Origin of the sequence: Streptomyces sp. NPDC087270, assembly GCF_044744625.1 — a bacterium.
Taxonomy (GTDB): domain Bacteria; phylum Actinomycetota; class Actinomycetes; order Streptomycetales; family Streptomycetaceae; genus Actinacidiphila.
Window position 1 is genome coordinate 127,192 of the sequence record NZ_JBIUYR010000012.1, and the last position, 16,902, is coordinate 144,093.

General features: G+C 73.4%; 18 protein-coding genes and 1 riboswitch. Of the genes, 10 read left to right on the plus strand and 8 right to left on the minus strand.

Features of this window, described 5'->3' with window-relative positions:
• Positions 1-95: 95 nt before the first annotated feature.
• Positions 96-899, minus strand: a complete 804-nt coding sequence (locus ACIPAE_RS24085; protein WP_329363467.1) for a polysaccharide deacetylase family protein — start codon at positions 897-899, stop codon at positions 96-98.
• A 404-nt stretch (positions 900-1,303) separates the two neighbouring features.
• On the opposite strand from ACIPAE_RS24085, the gene ACIPAE_RS24090 reads away from it, so the two are divergent.
• The 4 genes from ACIPAE_RS24090 to ACIPAE_RS24105 all read left to right on the plus strand — a co-directional run bounded on the left by ACIPAE_RS24090 (position 1,304) and on the right by ACIPAE_RS24105 (position 5,318).
• A complete protein-coding gene (locus ACIPAE_RS24090; protein ID WP_402447771.1) occupies positions 1,304-2,359 on the plus strand; it encodes a thaumatin family protein in 1,056 nt (351 codons plus the stop codon).
• 273 nt (positions 2,360-2,632) lie between these two features.
• On the plus strand, positions 2,633-3,340 hold the full coding sequence (locus ACIPAE_RS24095; RefSeq protein ID WP_329363464.1) for an alpha/beta hydrolase: 708 nt from the start codon (positions 2,633-2,635) through the stop codon (positions 3,338-3,340).
• Between the two features lie 502 nt (positions 3,341-3,842).
• On the plus strand, positions 3,843-4,610 hold the full coding sequence (locus ACIPAE_RS24100; protein WP_402447773.1) for a L,D-transpeptidase family protein: 768 nt from the start codon (positions 3,843-3,845) through the stop codon (positions 4,608-4,610).
• Positions 4,611-4,853: 243 nt separating this feature from the next.
• Complete coding sequence (locus ACIPAE_RS24105; protein ID WP_402447775.1) at positions 4,854-5,318, plus strand: nuclear transport factor 2 family protein; 465 nt, start codon at positions 4,854-4,856, stop codon at positions 5,316-5,318.
• Positions 5,319-5,381: 63 nt separating this feature from the next.
• On the opposite strand, the gene ACIPAE_RS24110 is transcribed toward ACIPAE_RS24105, so the two are convergent.
• The 3 genes from ACIPAE_RS24110 to ACIPAE_RS24120 form a co-directional block, all read right to left on the minus strand.
• Positions 5,382-6,470, minus strand: coding sequence for a phosphatidylinositol-specific phospholipase C domain-containing protein (locus tag ACIPAE_RS24110; RefSeq protein ID WP_329363460.1), 1,089 nt, complete (start codon positions 6,468-6,470; stop codon positions 5,382-5,384).
• Between the two features lie 233 nt (positions 6,471-6,703).
• Positions 6,704-7,021, minus strand: coding sequence for an AzlD domain-containing protein (locus tag ACIPAE_RS24115; RefSeq protein WP_328471074.1), 318 nt, complete (start codon positions 7,019-7,021; stop codon positions 6,704-6,706).
• On the minus strand, positions 7,018-7,788 hold the full coding sequence (locus ACIPAE_RS24120; protein WP_402447954.1) for an AzlC family ABC transporter permease: 771 nt from the start codon (positions 7,786-7,788) through the stop codon (positions 7,018-7,020). Before ACIPAE_RS24120 ends, ACIPAE_RS24115 begins: the two co-directional genes overlap by 4 nt.
• 86 nt (positions 7,789-7,874) lie before the next feature.
• Between ACIPAE_RS24120 and ACIPAE_RS24125 the strand changes: the two genes are divergently transcribed.
• Together ACIPAE_RS24125 and ACIPAE_RS24130 are read left to right on the plus strand one after the other, a co-directional pair.
• Positions 7,875-8,447: an XRE family transcriptional regulator gene (locus ACIPAE_RS24125; RefSeq protein WP_328471076.1), complete on the plus strand. Its 573-nt coding sequence runs from the start codon at positions 7,875-7,877 to the stop codon at positions 8,445-8,447.
• Positions 8,448-8,622: 175 nt separating this feature from the next.
• Positions 8,623-9,396: a crotonase/enoyl-CoA hydratase family protein gene (locus ACIPAE_RS24130; protein WP_328471078.1), complete on the plus strand. Its 774-nt coding sequence runs from the start codon at positions 8,623-8,625 to the stop codon at positions 9,394-9,396.
• A gap of 33 nt (positions 9,397-9,429) precedes the next feature.
• Here ACIPAE_RS24130 and ACIPAE_RS24135 read toward each other — a convergent pair whose 3' ends face one another.
• Positions 9,430-10,599, minus strand: a complete 1,170-nt coding sequence (locus ACIPAE_RS24135) for a phosphoribosylaminoimidazolecarboxamide formyltransferase (protein WP_402447779.1) — start codon at positions 10,597-10,599, stop codon at positions 9,430-9,432.
• Between the two features lie 29 nt (positions 10,600-10,628).
• Positions 10,629-10,714: riboswitch (ZMP/ZTP riboswitch) on the minus strand.
• A gap of 126 nt (positions 10,715-10,840) precedes the next feature.
• Between ACIPAE_RS24135 and ACIPAE_RS24140 the strand changes: the two genes are divergently transcribed.
• Entirely contained in the window at positions 10,841-11,395 is a 555-nt protein-coding gene (locus tag ACIPAE_RS24140; RefSeq protein WP_402447781.1) for an AAA family ATPase, read from the plus strand.
• Positions 11,396-11,455: 60 nt separating this feature from the next.
• Here the strand turns inward: ACIPAE_RS24140 and ACIPAE_RS24145 are convergent, their stop codons facing one another.
• Positions 11,456-12,043 (minus strand): anthrone oxygenase family protein, encoded by a 588-nt coding sequence (locus ACIPAE_RS24145; RefSeq protein ID WP_329363449.1) that lies wholly within the window; start codon positions 12,041-12,043, stop codon positions 11,456-11,458.
• Between the two features lie 251 nt (positions 12,044-12,294).
• On the opposite strand from ACIPAE_RS24145, the gene ACIPAE_RS24150 reads away from it, so the two are divergent.
• The 3 genes from ACIPAE_RS24150 to alc all read left to right on the plus strand — a co-directional run bounded on the left by ACIPAE_RS24150 (position 12,295) and on the right by alc (position 15,557).
• Positions 12,295-13,263, plus strand: coding sequence for an AraC family transcriptional regulator (locus tag ACIPAE_RS24150; RefSeq protein ID WP_402447783.1), 969 nt, complete (start codon positions 12,295-12,297; stop codon positions 13,261-13,263).
• A gap of 70 nt (positions 13,264-13,333) precedes the next feature.
• Positions 13,334-14,257, plus strand: a complete 924-nt coding sequence (locus ACIPAE_RS24155) for a LysR substrate-binding domain-containing protein (protein WP_366410438.1) — start codon at positions 13,334-13,336, stop codon at positions 14,255-14,257.
• Between the two features lie 169 nt (positions 14,258-14,426).
• Positions 14,427-15,557, plus strand: coding sequence for an allantoicase (gene alc / locus ACIPAE_RS24160; protein ID WP_402447956.1), 1,131 nt, complete (start codon positions 14,427-14,429; stop codon positions 15,555-15,557).
• 192 nt (positions 15,558-15,749) lie between these two features.
• Here alc and ACIPAE_RS24165 read toward each other — a convergent pair whose 3' ends face one another.
• Positions 15,750-16,187 carry an ankyrin repeat domain-containing protein gene (locus ACIPAE_RS24165; protein ID WP_329363441.1) on the minus strand — a complete coding sequence of 146 codons (438 nt, stop codon included), beginning with the start codon at positions 16,185-16,187 and terminating at the stop codon, positions 15,750-15,752.
• A gap of 9 nt (positions 16,188-16,196) precedes the next feature.
• Positions 16,197-16,808: a hypothetical protein gene (locus ACIPAE_RS24170; RefSeq protein WP_329363439.1), complete on the minus strand. Its 612-nt coding sequence runs from the start codon at positions 16,806-16,808 to the stop codon at positions 16,197-16,199.
• Positions 16,809-16,902: the final 94 nt, after the last annotated feature.

A 16,902-nucleotide genomic window follows, 5' to 3' on the forward strand; every position in this document is an offset into this window, starting at 1 on the left:
TCGGCCGCTCTGACGTCGGCCGCTCTGACGTCGATCGCACGGAAGTCGATCGCTCGTTGGGGGCCGTACGGCGGCCGGGTCACAGGATCACCGGGTCACTTGTAGACCTTGCCCGCCTGCGGCGTCCCCGGCGCGAGGAGCTGCTTGACGGTGACGAAGGTGTAACCGCGGGCCTGGAGCGTGGAGATGATCGGGGCGATGGACGCGACGGTGCCGTTGTAGCCCTTGTTCGTCTTGTCGACCAGGTCGTGCAGCAGGATTATCCCGTCCGGCTTGGCCGACTTGAGTATCCGGGAAGCTATCAGCTTGGAGTCGGTGGTCTTGTAGTCCGCTCCGTTGGAGTTCCAGACCACCTCCGACATGCCGAGTTCCTTGGCGATCTTGGTGACCTTGCTGCTGGTCCGGCCCTGCGGGGGGCGCAGCAGGGTCGGCGTCACCCCGGCGACCTTGTGCACCGCGTCCCGGCCCTCGGTGATCTCCTTGCGGACCTCGGACGAGCTGATCTTGGTGAGGATCTGGTGGCTCCAGGTCAGGGTCTCCACCTCGTGGCCCTGCGCGACCATGTCCCTGACCATCTGCGGGTGCTTCATCACGTGGTTCTTGCCGAGCGTGAAGAAGGTCGCGTGCACGTGGTACTTGCTGAGGATGCCCAGTATCTGGGGCGTGCGCACGCTCGGCCCGGCGTCGAAGGTGATCGCGATGCACTTGACCTTGCGGCAGTCCACCGTGCCCTTCGCGTCGGTCGCGAACGCCGCGGGGCCGCTCTTCGCCATGTGCTTGCGGGCGGCGGCCGGGGACGTGCTGTCGTAGCCGTTGCACCCGGTGAGGGTGAAGGCCATGGTGGCGGCGGCCAGCAGCGTGGTCAGCGCGCGGGCTCGGCGCGCCGTGGTCGTGCGCATGTCGGAGTTCCCCCTCATGGTGATGGAGGACCTGCTCGGGCGGGTCCGGCAGGCACTATACACATGGGGTATACATGCGGCGGGTATCGGCCCTGCGACCCTCTCGGGCGCCGTGCCGTGCACAGCGTTCGCCCAGGATTCTCCCAGCCGTGCTCGGCCGGCCATCCGGCGGCCCCGTCGATGAGCGCAGGTCCCGCGCCTGCCGGGGCCTCGCGGGCCTTCCCCCGCCCGCGTTCCGACGCCTTCCGTCCCGCGTCCCGCCGACCCGCGACCGCCGACCGCCATCCGCGCCCTCCGCCCTCCTCCCGCACCCCCCTGCGCGCCGCGGTTTCCGTTATCCGCCGTCCGCGCCCGCCGTCTCCTGAGTGAACCGGCCGCGGCAAGCGTGAAGCGGGAGGAAGCCGATGGGGAGCAGGGGCAGAGGCGGGCGCAGGCGCAGGCGCGGCCGTCGGCGCGGCGCCGCGTGGTCGGCGGCGGTGATCGCCGTCGTCGGCGTCTGCGTCGCGGTGTACGTCGTGGCGGGCGGCGGCGGGCGGCAGTCCTCGGCGGCGGACGGTCGTACGGCCGCCGCGCCGCGCCCGTCCGCCTCCTCGACCTTCTCGACGCCGGTCGGAGCCGTGCCGACGACGGCGCCGCACACCGCGTCGCCGTCGAAGCCGGCATCGTCCGCGCGGCCGACGTCCGCCGAACCGTCGCGCGGCGCCCGGCCGAAGTCCTCGCCGTCGGTCGGCTCGGGCGCCCCTTCCGCTCTCGCCCCCACCGCGGGCACCCGCGTCTTCACCTTCGTCAACCACGTCCGGCAGACCGTGTGGGTCGGCGCGGGCCAGCAGACCGCTCAGCCCGCGCTCGCCACCACCGGCTGGGTGCTGCCGCCCGGCCGTAGCCTCTCCGTCCGCGTGCCCGACCACTGGAACGGCCGATTCTGGGGCCGCACCGGCTGCTCCTTCGACGCGGCCGGCCGCGGCCACTGCGAGACCGGCGACTGCGACGGCCGCCTCCAGTGCCCCGGCTACGGCGCGATCCCCGCCTCGCTGGCGGAGTTCAACCTCAACGCGTGGGACGGTCTGGACTTCTACGACGTGAGCCTGGTCGACGGCTCCAACCTGCCGATGTTCATCAACCTCGTCGGCGGCTCCACGAAGGACCCGATCAGCGCCTCCGGGTGCTCCGCCGCGGGCTGCACCCACCCGGTCGACTGCCCGGCCGCGCTCCGGGTGCAGGCGGCCGGCCGGGTCGTCGGCTGCGAGTCGCCCTGCGGTGTCTTCGGCACCGACCAGTACTGCTGCCGCGGGGCGTGGGCGCCGCGCGACAAGTGCCGGCCCGACCAGTGGCCGGTGGACTACGCGGCGCTGTTCAAGAAGGCCGAGCCGTTCGCGTACTCCTACGTGGACGACGACGCGACGAGCACGTTCACCAGCAAGGGGGAAGCGGGGTACCGGATCACGTTCGGGGTGAGCTGACCGGCGCCCGGGGCAGGCGAGTTGGGCCGTTCGGGGTGGAACGCACCATATCGTACCCGCCCAATCGGCTGCTGCGGCAGGTCCGTTCGGCGCGGCACACCGCGAAGGCCGGTGCTTGCTCCGGCCCGTTGGCTGATCCACAGTGGGGAGCCGCGGGTCGGACACCGGTTCGAAGCGCGGCGGCGCCCGATCGGCCGGCGGCCGGGCGGTGGTCGGCTCAGGGGCGTTCGCGGTCGACCGGCCGCGCGCGGTGGGAGCACGGGAGAGGAATCGATGGCGACGTACGTACTCGTCCCCGGTGCGGACGGCACCGCCTGGTACTGGCACCTGGTGGCGCCGCTGCTGCGCGAGCGCGGCCACGCGGTGGTCACCCTCGATCTGCCGTCCCACGACACCGCGAGCCTCGACGACTTCGCCGAGGCGATCACCGCGGCCGTGCACGCCGCCGTGCCCGACGGCTCGGCCGGGCCGGAGGCGCCGCTGGTGGTCGTGGGGCAGTCGCTCGGCGGCTTCTCCGCGCCGCTGGTCTGCGGGCCGCTGCCGGTGGACCGGCTGGTGCTGGTCAACGCGATGGTGCCGGCACCCGGCGAGAGCGCGGGGGAGTGGTGGGGCAACGTCGGCCAGGCCGAGGCGCGCGAGCAGTACGCCGAGGTGCTCGGCCGGACCGGCACCGACGCCGAGTTCGACCCGCGCACCGACTTCTTCCACGACGTGCCGGACGCGCTGACCGAGGAGGCGTTCGCGGGGGAGCCGGCCGGGCCGCCGCCCGGGGTGTTCGCGCAGCCCTGGCCGCTGGCCGCGTGGCCGGACGTGCCGACCCGTTTCCTGCAAGGGCGCGGAGACCGCTTCTTTCCCCTGGAGTTCCAGCGCCGGCTGGCCCGCGAACGTCTCGGCATCGACGTCGAGGAACTGCCCGGCGGCCATCTGGTCGCGCTCAGCCGCCCGCGTGAACTGGCGGACGCGCTGCTGCGTTCGGCCTGACCGCCCGGCGGGTTGGGGCGGGCGAGGCGGCTGCCGGGTGTGTGCGTGCGTACGTGCGGCCGGCGCCCTCGCCTCCCGCGTCCCCGTCGGCGCGAGCCGGTCGAGCGGACCGCGAACCGGAGCGAGCCGGTCGAGCGGACCGCGAACCGGACCGGTGACGCGGCCCGCCGACTCGGCTCGGCAACGTGGACCGGCCGGTGTCGCAGACCCGCGGCGGCTCCGGTGAATTGACCCGATGATCCGACCCGGCAACGTCACCTGGCCGCGCGGGCCGCCGATGTGACCCGGAGTAAGGTCGCGCGAAGTCCGCACATCTGTGCGCCACGAAGGTGACTTGTAGGGCGAAACGGACGTTGGCGGGGGTTGGATGATGTACTCCCACTCCGGGTTTGCGAGGATCGTGCCGATGACTGCCGCTCCTCCTGACGCGCTTGCCCAGCGTCCCAGCCAAGACGACCGTGGCCCCCGTCGGCACCGGCGGCCGCGCCGTACCGCGAAGCGGGTGGCGATCGCCGTGTCGGTCACGGCCGTCGGCCTTGCCCTGCTCGGCGCCGGCTACGTGGCGACCGATCACTACGGCACCGAGTCCGCCGACAACCGGGACACCGCCGTCGGCCACCCCGCAGCCGGCGCGCCCGCGCACGCCAAGTCGAGCGCCTTGCCGTCGTCCGACCCGATGCCGTCCACCATCCCCGGGCTCGGGCCCAAGACCCGCGCGCAGATCCCGGCGAGCAGCCGCCAGGTGCTGGTGGCGTCCGGCCGTGCCAAGGACTCGTCCAGTTCCCTGGTCACCCTGTGGTCCCGGCTGTCCGACGGCCACTGGCACCCCGGCGCGACCTGGGCGGCGCACAACGCCAAGGACGGCTGGACCACCGACCACCACGCCGGCGACCTGCACAGCCCGATCGGCGTGTTCACCCTGCACGACGCGGGCGGCTTCGACGCAGACCCGGGCACCAAGCTCCCCTACGACCACTCGTCGAGCTTCCACGCCGGCGGCGTCGGCTTCGACGGCGAGACGCTGGACGAGGCGTTCGACTACGTCATCGCGATCGACTACAACCGGGTCCCCGGTACCTCCCCGCTCGACGGCACCCAGCCGCTCGGTTCGAGCAAGGGCGGCGGCATCTGGGTGCACGTCGACCACGGCGGCCCCACCCACGGCTGCGTCAGCGTCGCCGCGCCCCACATGGTGACCCTGCTGCGCACCCTGCTGCCCGCCGACCACCCGGTGATCGTGATGGGCGACGGCCAGTCGCTCGCCCGCTGAGGCGCGCGCGCCCGCCGGGACCCGGCGCGAGGGTCCCACGGCCGCGCCCCCGTTGCCCCGGCCCCGCCCGTTGCCCCAGCCCCGTTCCGGCCGTTACTCCTGCGGGAGTACGCAGGCCGGTGCCCGGTGGTTCCGCTGGGAGTAGCGCGGTTGCCTACCGCCGGCCGATGTCACGAACCCCCGCCCGCGGGAGTCTTCATGGTGAGACCCCGCGGGGGCGGCACACGTGCAACGGAGGCCAGAATGCCAGAGACGTCAGGGATGCCGGCGGCACCGCAGGTACGGGAGCCGGAGTGGAAGTCGGAGTCGAAGTCGCAGGCGGAGGCGGAGGCGGAGGCGGAACGCCGCGGCGGGCTCGCCGACTTCGGCCACCGCTGGGCCGAGGCTGAGCGGTTGGGCGACGTGGCCGCCCTCGACGCCCTGCTCACCGACGACTTCACCGCGGTCGGCCCGCGCGGCTTCGTGCTGGGCAAGGCGCAGTGGCTCGACCGCTACGCGTCGGGCGCCCTGGTGCACGACGACTTCACCTGGGACGAGGTGACGCTGCGTCAGTACGGGCGTACCGCCGTCGCGGTGGGCGTCCAGGGCCAGCAGAGCGTCTTCGACGGGCGCGACGCGGACGGCCGGTTCCGTATCACCCAGACCATCGTGGAGGTGGACGGCCGCTGGCAACTCGCGGCCGTCCACCTCAGCCCGACCGGCGCGTGAGCCGTGCGTGGGCCGGGCGGTTCCCAACGCGCTTCGTCCGTGCGCCGGTTGGAGTCCTGACGATCAGCCGCGCGGCAGCACCGTCGACTGGACGTCGGTGAGGCCGGTCCAGTCGTTGGACGCGATCGACGCGTGGGCCTTGGCCAGTTGGGCGACCCGGGCCTGCGCGTCCGCGGACGTCGGGTTGGTGTCGTCCAGGGTGGGCGGCACGTTCTGCGCGTCGGTCATGATGAGCAGGTAGTGGTGGGTGTCGTACCAGCTCGTGTCGATGCTGCCGTTCAGGTAGGTCGCGGCGTCACCGTCGAAGACCACGAACCAGGGGCGGATCGAGGCGTCGGAGTAGCGCGAACGCGGGTCGCCGGCCTGGGCGTTGTGCACCGCGGGGAAGACGTTGGCCTGAGACAGCTTGCCCTGGCTCTGCAGCCCCTGGAGGTAGTCGGCGTACTCCTGGTCGGTCCACAGCGTGTCCGTCGGGTTGGACTCCTCGACGGTGCCGGGGATCACCTCCAGCAGCACCTTGCCGGCGAGTTGCTGACGGGTCGGCCAGTTGCCCGCGCCGGCCGCCTCGTCGAGTGACGCGTACTGGCCGCCACCCGGCTTGGCCAGCAGGTCCGACGGCTTGTAGACCAGGTTGCCCAGGTGCGCACTGATCGACTGGTCCAGCTTGGCCGGGCCCATCCCGAACGTGCTCTGGAAACCGGCCTTCATCTCCAGCTTGATGATCAGCGGCCCGTGTCCCGGGTGGGCGCCCAGCCACACCCGCACGTCGTCCAGGCAGCTCTCCAGGTCCTTGTTGGCGCCCCCGGTGTACAGGTCCGCGGGGGAGGACGCGTCCACGCAGTTGTTGCTGTTGCCCAGCGGGTTGGAGTGGCTGACCTTCCACTCCTGGGTGACGAAGTCGTCCCAGACGTCCAGCTCGATCATCGACGTCCCGGTGTCCAGGGACTGCGCGAGGTACGTGAACGCGCCCGGGTCGTAGGTGTTGTGCAGCCCGGAGCCGGTGCTGCCGGAGAACGGCAGCGAGTCCGTGTCGGCGGCGGACGCGGCGCCGCCTCCGGCACCGGCGACGGTGAAGGCGAGGCACAGCGTCAGAACGCCCAGTAGCGCGGCGCGAATGCGTAGGGAAGCTCGGCGGATCAACCGACCGGTCACGTGTCCTCCTGTGGGGGTGTCGCTCCGTCCAGACGGTGCCCGTCGGCCATGAATCGACGGAGACATGACAGGTAACACGATCTGTCGTCCCTCTGTCACCTCCCCTACCGGCCATACGCTTTGGCCCCGCGCAACCCGCACACCCCGGCCGCGCTCAGCTCGCGCCGCGCTCAGCTCGCGCCGCGCTCAGCTCCTACCGCGGTCGTCTCGTGCCGTGTTCGGCTCGGCTGTGCTCAACTCGCGCCGAGCAGGCGCAGGACCGCGGCCGTGACCGCCGCGGCCAGGACCACCACCGCGAACGGGGCGCGGCGCCAGGCGAAGAGCCCGCCGACGGCCACTCCGGCGGTGCGCGCTGTACCGGAGAAACCGTGGCCCTCGGTCAGCGCGGACGTGGCCACGAGTGCGGCCAGCAGGACGACCACGGCGGTGGCCATGAACTGCTCGACCCGGGCCGAGAGGGTGATCCGGGAGCGCAGCACCGGTCCGGCGAAGCGGAACGCGAAGGTGCCCGCGCCCAGGACCGCCGTGGCGATCAGGAGCCCGGTGTTCATCGGCTCGCCTTCTGCTCGTTCGGCTGACCCTCGTTCGGCTGTTTCTCGGCCGCTTTCTCCTCGCTCGCCGCCGCTGGAGCGGGCTTCGCGTCGTACGGCAGCCCGGCCGCGACGCCGGCGAGCGCGAGCAGTACCGGCAGCCCGGCGGGCAGGAAGGGTGTCGTGACGAGCGCGACCGCCACCCCGGCCAGGGCCGCCCGCCGGTTGCCGGCCCGGTCGAGGGAGGGGAGCAGCAGGGCGAGCAGCACCGCGGGGAACGCCGCGTCGAGCCCGAAGGCGTCGGTGTCGCCGACCGCCCGGCCGCCGAACGCGCCGGCCACCACCCCGAGGTTCCAGGCCGTGAACAGCCCGGCCCCGCACAGCCAGTACGCCGTACGGCGCCGGGCCGGCGTGCGCTGGGCGAGCGTGAACGCCACCGTCTCGTCGACCATCACATGGCTGCCCGCGATCCGGCGCAGCCATCCGGTGCCGGTGAGCACGTCCCCGACCGCGAAGCCGAACGGCACGTGCCGCACGTTGACCAGCAGGCCCGCCGCGAGCGCGGCCACCGGATTGCCGCCGGCCCCCACGATCCCGATGAAGAGGAACTGTGCGGCGCCCGCGAACACCACCACCGACATCAGCATCGGCAGCCACAGCGGCAGGCCGAGCCCGACCGCGATCGCGCCGAAGGACACTCCGACGAGCGCGTCGGCCACGCAGACCAGGGCGATGTCGCGGAGCAGGTCCGCCAGGTCCTTCTCGGGGGTTCGCCAAATCGAACGGATCACCGTATAGAATGAACATAGTAGGTTGCCGTTCGTCAAGCCGAACGACATGACTTTTCCATCGAACGAATCTGGAGTCATCCGGTATGCCGACGGAGGACAGACCACGCGGCGGCCCCCCGATCGCCGCCATCGCCGCCTCGCTGCAACAGGAGCGGCGGCGCGCAGGGCTCTCCCTCGCCGAGGCCGCGCGCCGTGCGGGCATCGCCAAGTCCACCCTCTCCCAGCTCGAATCCGCCACCGGCAACCCGAGCGTGGAAACGCTGTGGGCGCTCAGCGTGGCTCTCGACGTGCCCTTCGCCCAGCTGGTCGACCCGCCGCGCCCCCGGGTCGAGGTGATCCGCGCCGGCGAGGGCCCCACCTTCACCGCCGAGCACTCCTCGTACGTCGCGACGCTCCTGGCGTCCTGCCCGCCGCACGCCCGCCGGGACATCTACGTCGTCTCCGCGCAGCCCGGCAGCGACCGCGAGTCCGAGCCGCACATGCCCGGACTGATCGAGCACGTGGTGCTCAGCACCGGCCGCGCCATGGTCGGCATCACCGACGACCCGGTCGAGCTGTACCCCGGCGACTACATCAGCTATCCCGGAGACGTGCCACACGTCTTCCGCGCGCTCGAACCCGGCACGGTCGCCGTGCTGCTGTCCGAGCACAACTGAGCCGAGCACAACTGAGCCGAACACAACTGAGCCGAACACAACTGTCCGCGCGCAACTGTCCGTTACGGCTGGGCGGGACGGCCGAGCGCGCGCAGCCGAACGAGCCCGCACTCGTAGACGAGGAGTCCGCGCCGTGCCCTTGCCGCCCATACCACCCGTAGGGCCCGTGCCACCCGTGCCGCCAGGGCCGGCCGTTCGCACCGAGCGCTCCGGTCCGGTCACCACCGTGGTGCTGTCCCGGCCGCACGCGCGCAACGCCGTCGACCGGGACACCGCGCAGGCGCTCGCGGACGCGTTCCGTGCGTTCGACGCCGACCCGGACGCCGCCGTCGCGGTGCTGTGGGGCGAGGGCGGCACGTTCTGCGCGGGCGCCGACCTCAAGGCGGTCGGCACCGAGCGCGGCAACCGGCTCGCGCCCGACGGCGACGGCCCGATGGGCCCCACCCGGATGCGGCTGGGCAAGCCGGTGATCGCCGCCGTCGCGGGCCACGCGGTCGCGGGCGGGCTGGAGTTGGCCCTGTGGTGCGACCTGCGGGTGGTCGAACGGGACGCCGTGTTCGGGGTGTTCTGCCGCCGCTGGGGAGTGCCGCTGATCGACGGCGGGACCGTACGGCTGCCCCGGTTGATCGGCGCCGGGCGGGCGATGGACCTGGTCCTCACCGGGCGTCCGGTCGACGCGGCCGAGGCACACGCCATCGGCCTGGCCGACCGGCTGGTCGAGACCGGCACCGCCCGCGCCGCGGCCGAGCAACTGGCCGCGCAGATAGCCGCGTTCCCGCAGACCTGCCTGCGCGAGGACCGGCTGTCCCTGCTGGAGCAGGAGGGCCGGCCCGAACCCGAGGCGCTGGCCGCCGAGTTCGCCCACGGCCAGGTCTCGCTCACCGAGATGGCCGCGGGCGCCGCCCGGTTCACCGCGGGCGAGGGACGGCACGGCGCCTTCGGCCCGTGACCCGGTCGCCGACTCCGCTCCCGCCGGGGCAGATCAGTGCCGGAAGAGCCGAAGTCCGGTCCGCACCAGGGTCATTCCCTGCCGCTCGCACGCCTCGACGACCTTGTCCGAGCGGATCGACCCGCCGGGCTCGGCGATCCACCGCACCCCGTAGCGTGCCGCGTGCTCCACGTTGTCCGCGAAGGGCAGCGCGCCGTCCGAGGCGAACGCCACCCCCGTCAGCCGTTCCCGCCACGCCTGCCGCTCACCGCCGTCCGGCAGCAGCACCGCGCTCGGCGGCGGCCCGGCCAGCACCCCGCGCAGCGCCTCGGCCTCGTACGGCGTCAAGTCGCCCTCGGCGCACCGCACCTGCCAGTTCACCCGGTCCTGCCGGCGTACCTCGGGCCTGAACTCCATGGCGCGCACGGCGGGGTGGCGGCGCATCCACCAGGTGTGCGTCTTGCGGCCCGCCAGGCGGGTGCAGTCCAGCCGGGACTGCTGGCCCGCGCCGATGCCGAGCGTCACCCCGTCCCGCACGTAGCAGACCGAGTTGGACTGGGTGTGGCGGACCACGGCCAGGCCGAGCAGCAGGTCGTCGGCGGCTGCTCGCGGCAGCTCGCCGCACACCACGTCGGTCAGCAGGCCGGCGCAGATCGGCACGTCGTCGCGTGCCTGGCTCAGCCGCAGCCCGTACTCCTCGCGGCTGTCGGCGGCCGGCGGCACGTACCCGGGGTCGGCCTCCAACACCAGGAAGCGGCCGCGCCGTTTGCGGCTCAGCGTGGCGAGCACGCCGGGCGCGTAACCGGGTGCCACGATCCCGTCGCAGACCAACCCGCCCAGCAGTTCGGCGAGTTCCTCGTCCACCGGGTGCGACACGGCGGCCAGGTCACCGTAGGACGACCGCGGATCGGCGTCCCGGGCCCGCAGATACGCACCGGCCAGCGGACCGGGCGCGGTCGCCCCGAGGCCGTAGCGTGCGGCGGTGTCCGCGTCCACCGGGCCGGCCAGTGCCGCGCCCGCGGGCGACACATGCTTGAACGACGCCGCCGCGGGCCGCCCGAGCGCGCCCGCCGCCTCCCGTACGAGCTGCCAACCGGCCAGCGCGTCCAGCAGGTTGATGTACGACGGTTCGCCGTTGAGCACCCGCAGCGGGCCCGGCCCCGGCGCCACGGATACGGCATGTGCCGGTTGCTGCTGGGGGTTGAGTCCGTACCGCAGTTCCATCCGGGTCCTCCTCGGTCGCGTGCGCTGATCCGAGGCGCCCAGGCGGTCGACGCGTCCGAAGGTGTGCGTGCCGCTTCCCGGTGGTGGCCCACCCTCGCCAGTCGCGGCGCCGCCGATCGTACCCAACCGGCTCCGTGACCGCGGCGGGTGGGGCGGGGGAGGCGCGGGCCGCCGGGCGGCGGGGGTGGCCGGGTGTGGCGCGAACCGGTGGACGTGCCCGGCCGGCACTAGGCTCGGGGCCATGATCGTATGGCTCAACGGCACCTTCGGCGCGGGGAAGACGACCACGTCGCGGCTGCTCACCGAGATGCTGCCCGGAGCTCGGATCTTCGACTCGGAGTACGTCGGCTACATGCTCCGGCCGTTCCTGACCGACAAGCCGGTGCGGGACTTCCAGGAGCACCCGCCGTGGCGGTCGCTGGTGGTGCAGACCGCCGTCCAACTGCTCGACTACGTCGGGGGCACCCTGGTCGTCCCGCAGTCGGTGCTGGTCGAGGCGTACTGGACCGAGCTGTCCGGTGGGCTGGCCGAAGCCGGCGTGCCCGTCCACCACTTCGTGCTGCACGCCGATCCCGAGGAGCTGGTCCGGCGGATCGAGCAGGACACCGAAGGGGCGCCGGCCCGGCAGTGGCGGCTCGACCACGTCTCCGCGTACGAGGCGGCCCTGCCGTGGCTGCGGGAGGCGGGGGAGGTCGTCGACACGGCGGGGACGCCGCCGGCGGACGTGGCGCGGAGGATCGCGGCGCGGGTGGCGGGCGCGGCGCACCCGGCCGAGGCGGCGAACGCGGCAGGGTGACCCGGCGGGCGCCGCCGGGTCGGGTGCTCGGCGTACCTTCCGGTCCTCACGCCTGGCCGCTCACGCCTGGCCGCTCGCCCGGGCCGCGACCCGCATCGCCCAGGCCAGGCAGCCCAGCGACGCCGTACAGGCGAGGGTGCGGGCGACGTTCCAGTGCACCCAGGTGGACTCGAACCGTTCCCGCACGGCCGCCAGGTCATGGACCTTGCCCGGGTCGCCGGCGTTCGCCAGCCGGTCGTTCAGCGGCACGTTCAGGCCCATCGTGATCAGCAGCGACAGTGCGTAGAGCGCGACGCCGGCGATGATCCACGGCAGGGCGGCACTGGCCGCGCCGCGCCGGTGCAGCGCGATCGCGAGGCCGCCGAGCACCAGGGCGCCGCCGAACGCCAGGCTGAACCAGCCGTTCAGGATCGCCACGTTGATGCGCTGCATGGACTCCACGAAGGTGCGGTCCGACGAGCGGCCGAGGCCGGGCATCACCGCGCACGAGAACGCGAAGTACAGGCCGGCCATCAACCCGGTGGTGAGCGTGGCGGCGAGCAGCACCAGGCTGCGGAGATCGGCGGACATGGCAACTCCCTTGGCGGGGACGGGTGATGCGGCGGGGGCGGGCGCCGCGGGCCACTGCGAGGTGGAGGTCGTCGTCATGCCTTCGAGTACAGCCGCCCTTGGCCGGTCCCGGCCATGGCCGAGAAACTCACCCGCATACGCGCGCGTCCACCGCCTACGCTGGGACGTATGCAGCCGTACGCACGTCTCCCGTACGCACGCGGTCCGTACGCCCACCGTCCGTGCGGGCAGTTTCCGTGCGCGCGCCGTTCGTACGCGCACCGTTCGTGCGCGCACCGTTCGTACGGGCACCTTCGGTATCCGCGCCCTGACGTGCGTCTGAGGCCGACATGGACGCGCTGACCGACCTCCTCGACGGGCCGCGGGCGCGCGGTGCGTTCCTGCTGCGCTCGGTGCTGGCCCCACCGTGGGCGATCCGGATCGCCGACCGCGCCCCGCTGACGCTGCTCTACCCGGTCGACGGGGACGCGTGGGTGGTGCCCGACCGGGAGCCGCCGGTGCGGATCGGGCCCGGGGACATCGCGGTGGTGCGCGGCCCGGAGCCGTACACCGTCGCGGGCGACCCGGCGACGCCGCCGCAGATCGTGATCCGGCCCGGCCAGGTCTCGCAGACCCCGGACGGCGACGAGCTGTGCGAGGAGATGGACCTCGGGGTGCGCACGTGGGGCGACACTGCCGAGGACACACCGGGCGCGGGGGTGCTGATCAGCGGGACCTACCAGATGGACGGCGAGGTCAGCCGGCGGCTGCTGGCCGCGCTGCCGCAGGTGCTGGTGCTGCCGGCGGACGCCTGGCACAGCCCGCTGCCCGAGCTGCTGTCCGCGGAGGTGGTGCGCGACGAGCCGGGGCAGGAGGTGGTCCTCGACCGCCTGCTGGACCTGCTGCTCATCGCGGTGCTGCGCGCGTGGTTCGCCCGCCCGGAGGCGGGCGTGCCGGGGTGGTACGCCGCGCAGGGCGACCCGGTGGTCGGCCCGGCGCTGCGGCTGCTGCACGAACGGCCCGCGCACGGCTGGACCGTCGCCGCATTGGCCGCCGAGACCGGTGTGTCGCGTGCGGCGCTGGGCCGCCGCTTCACCGAACTCGTCGGCGAGCCGCCGATGGCCTACCTGACGAGCTGGCGGCTCGCCCTCGCCGCCGACCTGCTGCGCGAACCGGACGCCACCATCGCCGCGGTGGCGCGCAAGGTCGGGTACGGCAGCCCGTTCGCCCTCAGCGCGGCGTTCAAGCGCGTGCGCGGGGTCAGCCCGCAGGAACACCGCAGAACGCGCGGGACGGGGAGCGCGGCAGCGGTGTCGTGACCGGTGTTGTCACTCGTCGTACCCATCAATCCACCCGCACAATCATGAGCTGACTGTTTAGTCTGGCCGTATGAAAGAGTGGGACCTCAAGAAGCTCCAGATCCTTCGTGCCCTGCACGACGCGGGTACCGTCACCGCCGCGGCGGCCGCGCTGCGGATGACGCCGTCGGCGGTGTCGCAGCAACTGGCCACGCTCTCGAAACAGATAGGGACGCCGGTCGTCGAGGCCCGCGGCCGCGGGGTGCGGCTGACCGGTGCGGCGCAGGTCCTGCTGCGCCACACCGAGGTGGTCTTCGCCCAGTTGGAGCGGGCGGGCGCCGAGCTGGAGGGGTACGCCCGCGGTGACGCGGGCCTGGTCAAGGTGGGCACCATCGCCACCGCGATCAGCCGGCTCGTCGTGCCTGCCGCGGAGCTGCTGCGCCAGTCCGCGCCCGCGATCACGGTGTCGGTGCGGGAGATCGAGGCCGCGGCGGTCTTCGAGGAGCTGGCCGCGGGCGAGGTGGACGTCGCGGTCTCCCTCGCGGTCGACGCGCCCACCGCCCGGGACCCGCGGTTCGCGGTGTTCCCGCTGCTCACCGACCCGCTGGACATCGCCCTGCCGATCGGGCACCCGCTGGCCACCGCGCCGGGACTGCGGCTGGCCGCGCTCGCCGAGGAGCCGTGGATCTTCGGCAGCCGCGGGCCGTGGCGCACCATCACGCTCGCGGCCTGCGCCGACGCGGGGTTCGTACCGGAGCAGGCGCATGCCGCTGCGGACTGGCCGGCCATCTTCTCGCTGGTGGCGGCGGGTATGGGGATCGCGCTGGTGCCGCAGATGGCGACCGTGGGCGGCTGGCGGCGGCTGGTCGCGGTCCGGCCGCTGGACGCGGACCGGCCGGTGCGCCGGATCGTGGCGGCGGTCCGCGCGGGCACGGAGGAAGGGGCGCTGGTGCGGCGGGTGATGGGGGCGCTGCGGCACGCCGCCGAGTTGGACCCATTCGTGAAGTTGAACTGAAAGGAATGTTCAAAAACTATCGATGGACCTGAAGTGTCGGAGGGGGGAGGGTGGGGGCATGAAAAGGAGCGAGGGACGAAGAGGGACGGCTGGAGCAGAAGCAGTGACAGTGGCCGCGGCGGCGGACATGGATGCGGCGCTGGCCGCGGAGACGAGGGGGACAGCGGGCATGGAGCAGGAAGCGGCCTTCACCGCACTGACCGATTTCACCGGGGACGCGCTGCCGTACGGAGGGGGGAATCCGTTCGCGGACTACCGCCGGGCGGAGTTGCCCTTCACCGGGCTGGCGGATCTGACCGACCGCCGGCTCGGCGCGGGGGTGATAGCGGCCAATGACGAGTTCTTCGCCGAGCGGGAGAACCTGCTGCTTCCCGGGCCCGCGGTCTTCGACCCCGAGCGGTTCGGGCACAAGGGCAAGGTGATGGACGGCTGGGAGACCCGGCGCCGCCGCGGCCGCTCGGCGCAGACCCCGCATCCGGAGCCGGCGGACCACGACTGGGCGGTGGTGCGGCTCGCGGTGCCCGGCGTGGTCCGCGGCATCGTGGTGGACACCGCGCACTTCCGCGGCAACTACCCGCAGTCCGTCTCGGTGGAGGCCGCCGCGCTCTCCCCGTCGGCCGGGCCCGAGGATGTGGCGGACCCGTCGGTCGAGTGGACCGAGCTGGTACCCCGCACTCCGGTCGGCGGCCACGCGGAGAACGCCTTCGCGATCCGCGTCGAGCGGCGCTTCTCCCATCTGCGGCTGCGCCAGCACCCTGACGGCGGGGTCGCGCGCCTGCGGGTGTACGGACAGGTGGCGCCCGACCCCGCCTGGCTGGCCGCGCTCGGCACCATCGACCTGGTCGCGCTGGAGAACGGCGGCACCGTGCAGGACGCCTCCGACCGCTTCTACTCGCCCCCCGAGCACACCATCCTGCCGGGCCGCTCCCGGAAGATGGACGACGGCTGGGAGACTCGACGCCGTCGGGATCAGGGACACGACTGGATCGAGTACCGGCTGGTCGAACAGGGCACCGTCCGGGCGATCGAGATCGACACCGCCTATCTCAAGGGCAATGCGGCCGGCTGGGCCACCTTGTCCATACGGAACGGCGAGGACGGGGAGTGGGTGCCGCTGCTCGACCGGGTGCGGCTGCACCCGGACACCGCCCACCGCTTCCTCGTCGACGAAGCCGCCCCGGCCACGCATGCCCGGATCGAGATCTTCCCGGACGGCGGCATCTCCCGGCTGCGGCTGTACGGCTCGCTCACCGAGCAGGGCATGGCGCGGCTGGCCGAGCGGGCCGAGGCGATCGGCTGAGCGACCGCCCGGGCGGGCAACGGGAGGAGGAAGGGCGCGCCTTCCTCGGAAGGACCCGCACGAATCCGGGGCGCGTGGAGCCCCCTGGCGAACCCCCGCGGGCGAACGGCGCGAGCGGCCACCCGTCGGCAGGGTGGCCCCTCAGCCGGGCGGGGGCAGCCCGGAGGAGTCAGGGGCGCGGGGCCGGGGCGGTCACTCCGCGCCGAAGAGCGCCAGCAGTTCGGTCCTGCCGAACACGCGGGCGGTGTCGATCGCGGACGGGGTGCCCGCGGCCGGATCGGCGCCGGCTTCCACCAGGGCCGTGATCACCTCCTGCTCGCCCTTGAACACCGCGCCGGCGAGCGGGGTCTGGCCGCGGTCGTTGATTCGGTCCACGTCGGCGCCGCGCTGGATGAGGGCGTGCACCGCCGAGGGGTGGCCGTGGTAGGCGGCGAGCATGACGAGGCTGTCGCCGCGGTCGTTCGTCAGGTTGGCGGGCACCCCGGCGTCGACGTACGCGGCGAGCTTGTCGGTGTCGCCGTGCCGGGCCAGATCGAAGACCTGCGAGGCGAGTTGGAGGACCTCCGGGTCATGCGCGGGCTCGCCGGTGGGTCCGGAAGCGGAAGCGGGGTCGGGGCTGGACTCGGTCATGCCACCACCCTACGCAGGGCAGCGTCCGCTGAAGAAGGAGATCACCACGTGCCGCGCCGGGGCGTCACCGACCTTGACGTCCAGCGGGACGCAGGCGCGGCCGTCGCCGGCCACGAAGAAGGAGCCACGAAAGGAGGTGGGGCTGCCCGGGCAGGAGTGGAAGGCGACCGCGGGCGCGGGCGCGGAGCCGTACTCGCCGCCGAACTCCAGCCCGGCGCGGGCGCGCTGCTCGGCGCCGACCGTGACGGTGACGGTGGAGTCGGGGCGGACCACGGTGTCGATGCGGTAGTGCCAGCCGCCGGAGTTCTGCCGGCCGCGGTCGGTCTGGTCGCCGCCGGCCAGACCGCCCAGGCCCTGCCAGGTCAGCGGGCCGACGGTGACATCGGAGCCGGCGGGCGCCGCCGACGGGCTGCTGCCGGTGCTGAGGTGGCCGGTCGACGAGGAGGACGGTGCCTTGGGGGTGCCGGTCGGTGAGCCGGCCGGGTTGGTGGTGCGGCGCGGGGCGGGCGGGGAGCCGTCGCGCTGGACGAGGCCGTCGACGCACTCCACCGGCCGGGGATGCTCGATGCTGCCGACGGGTGGGGGTGCGGACGCCGCGGTGGGCGAAGCGGTCGCGGTCACATGCGAGTGTGTGCCGAAGGAGCAGCCGGAGAGCAACATGAGCGCTCCGCCCATGGCTCCGCCCACTCGCAACGCTCGTCCTGACATGAGCATC

Coding starts and splice junctions, on each gene's coding strand:
- ACIPAE_RS24085 (WP_329363467.1), bottom strand. CDS start 899: ATGCGCACGACCACGGCGCGCCGAGCCCGCGCGCTGACCACGCTGCTG.
- ACIPAE_RS24090 (WP_402447771.1), top strand. CDS start 1,304: ATGGGGAGCAGGGGCAGAGGCGGGCGCAGGCGCAGGCGCGGCCGTCGG.
- ACIPAE_RS24095 (WP_329363464.1), top strand. CDS start 2,633: ATGGCGACGTACGTACTCGTCCCCGGTGCGGACGGCACCGCCTGGTAC.
- ACIPAE_RS24105 (WP_402447775.1), top strand. CDS start 4,854: ATGCCAGAGACGTCAGGGATGCCGGCGGCACCGCAGGTACGGGAGCCG.
- ACIPAE_RS24115 (WP_328471074.1), bottom strand. CDS start 7,021: ATGAACACCGGGCTCCTGATCGCCACGGCGGTCCTGGGCGCGGGCACC.
- ACIPAE_RS24125 (WP_328471076.1), top strand. CDS start 7,875: ATGCCGACGGAGGACAGACCACGCGGCGGCCCCCCGATCGCCGCCATC.
- ACIPAE_RS24135 (WP_402447779.1), bottom strand. CDS start 10,599: ATGGAACTGCGGTACGGACTCAACCCCCAGCAGCAACCGGCACATGCC.
- ACIPAE_RS24140 (WP_402447781.1), top strand. CDS start 10,841: ATGATCGTATGGCTCAACGGCACCTTCGGCGCGGGGAAGACGACCACG.
- ACIPAE_RS24145 (WP_329363449.1), bottom strand. CDS start 12,043: ATGACGACGACCTCCACCTCGCAGTGGCCCGCGGCGCCCGCCCCCGCC.
- ACIPAE_RS24150 (WP_402447783.1), top strand. CDS start 12,295: ATGGACGCGCTGACCGACCTCCTCGACGGGCCGCGGGCGCGCGGTGCG.
- ACIPAE_RS24155 (WP_366410438.1), top strand. CDS start 13,334: ATGAAAGAGTGGGACCTCAAGAAGCTCCAGATCCTTCGTGCCCTGCAC.
- alc (WP_402447956.1), top strand. CDS start 14,427: ATGGAGCAGGAAGCGGCCTTCACCGCACTGACCGATTTCACCGGGGAC.
- ACIPAE_RS24165 (WP_329363441.1), bottom strand. CDS start 16,187: ATGACCGAGTCCAGCCCCGACCCCGCTTCCGCTTCCGGACCCACCGGC.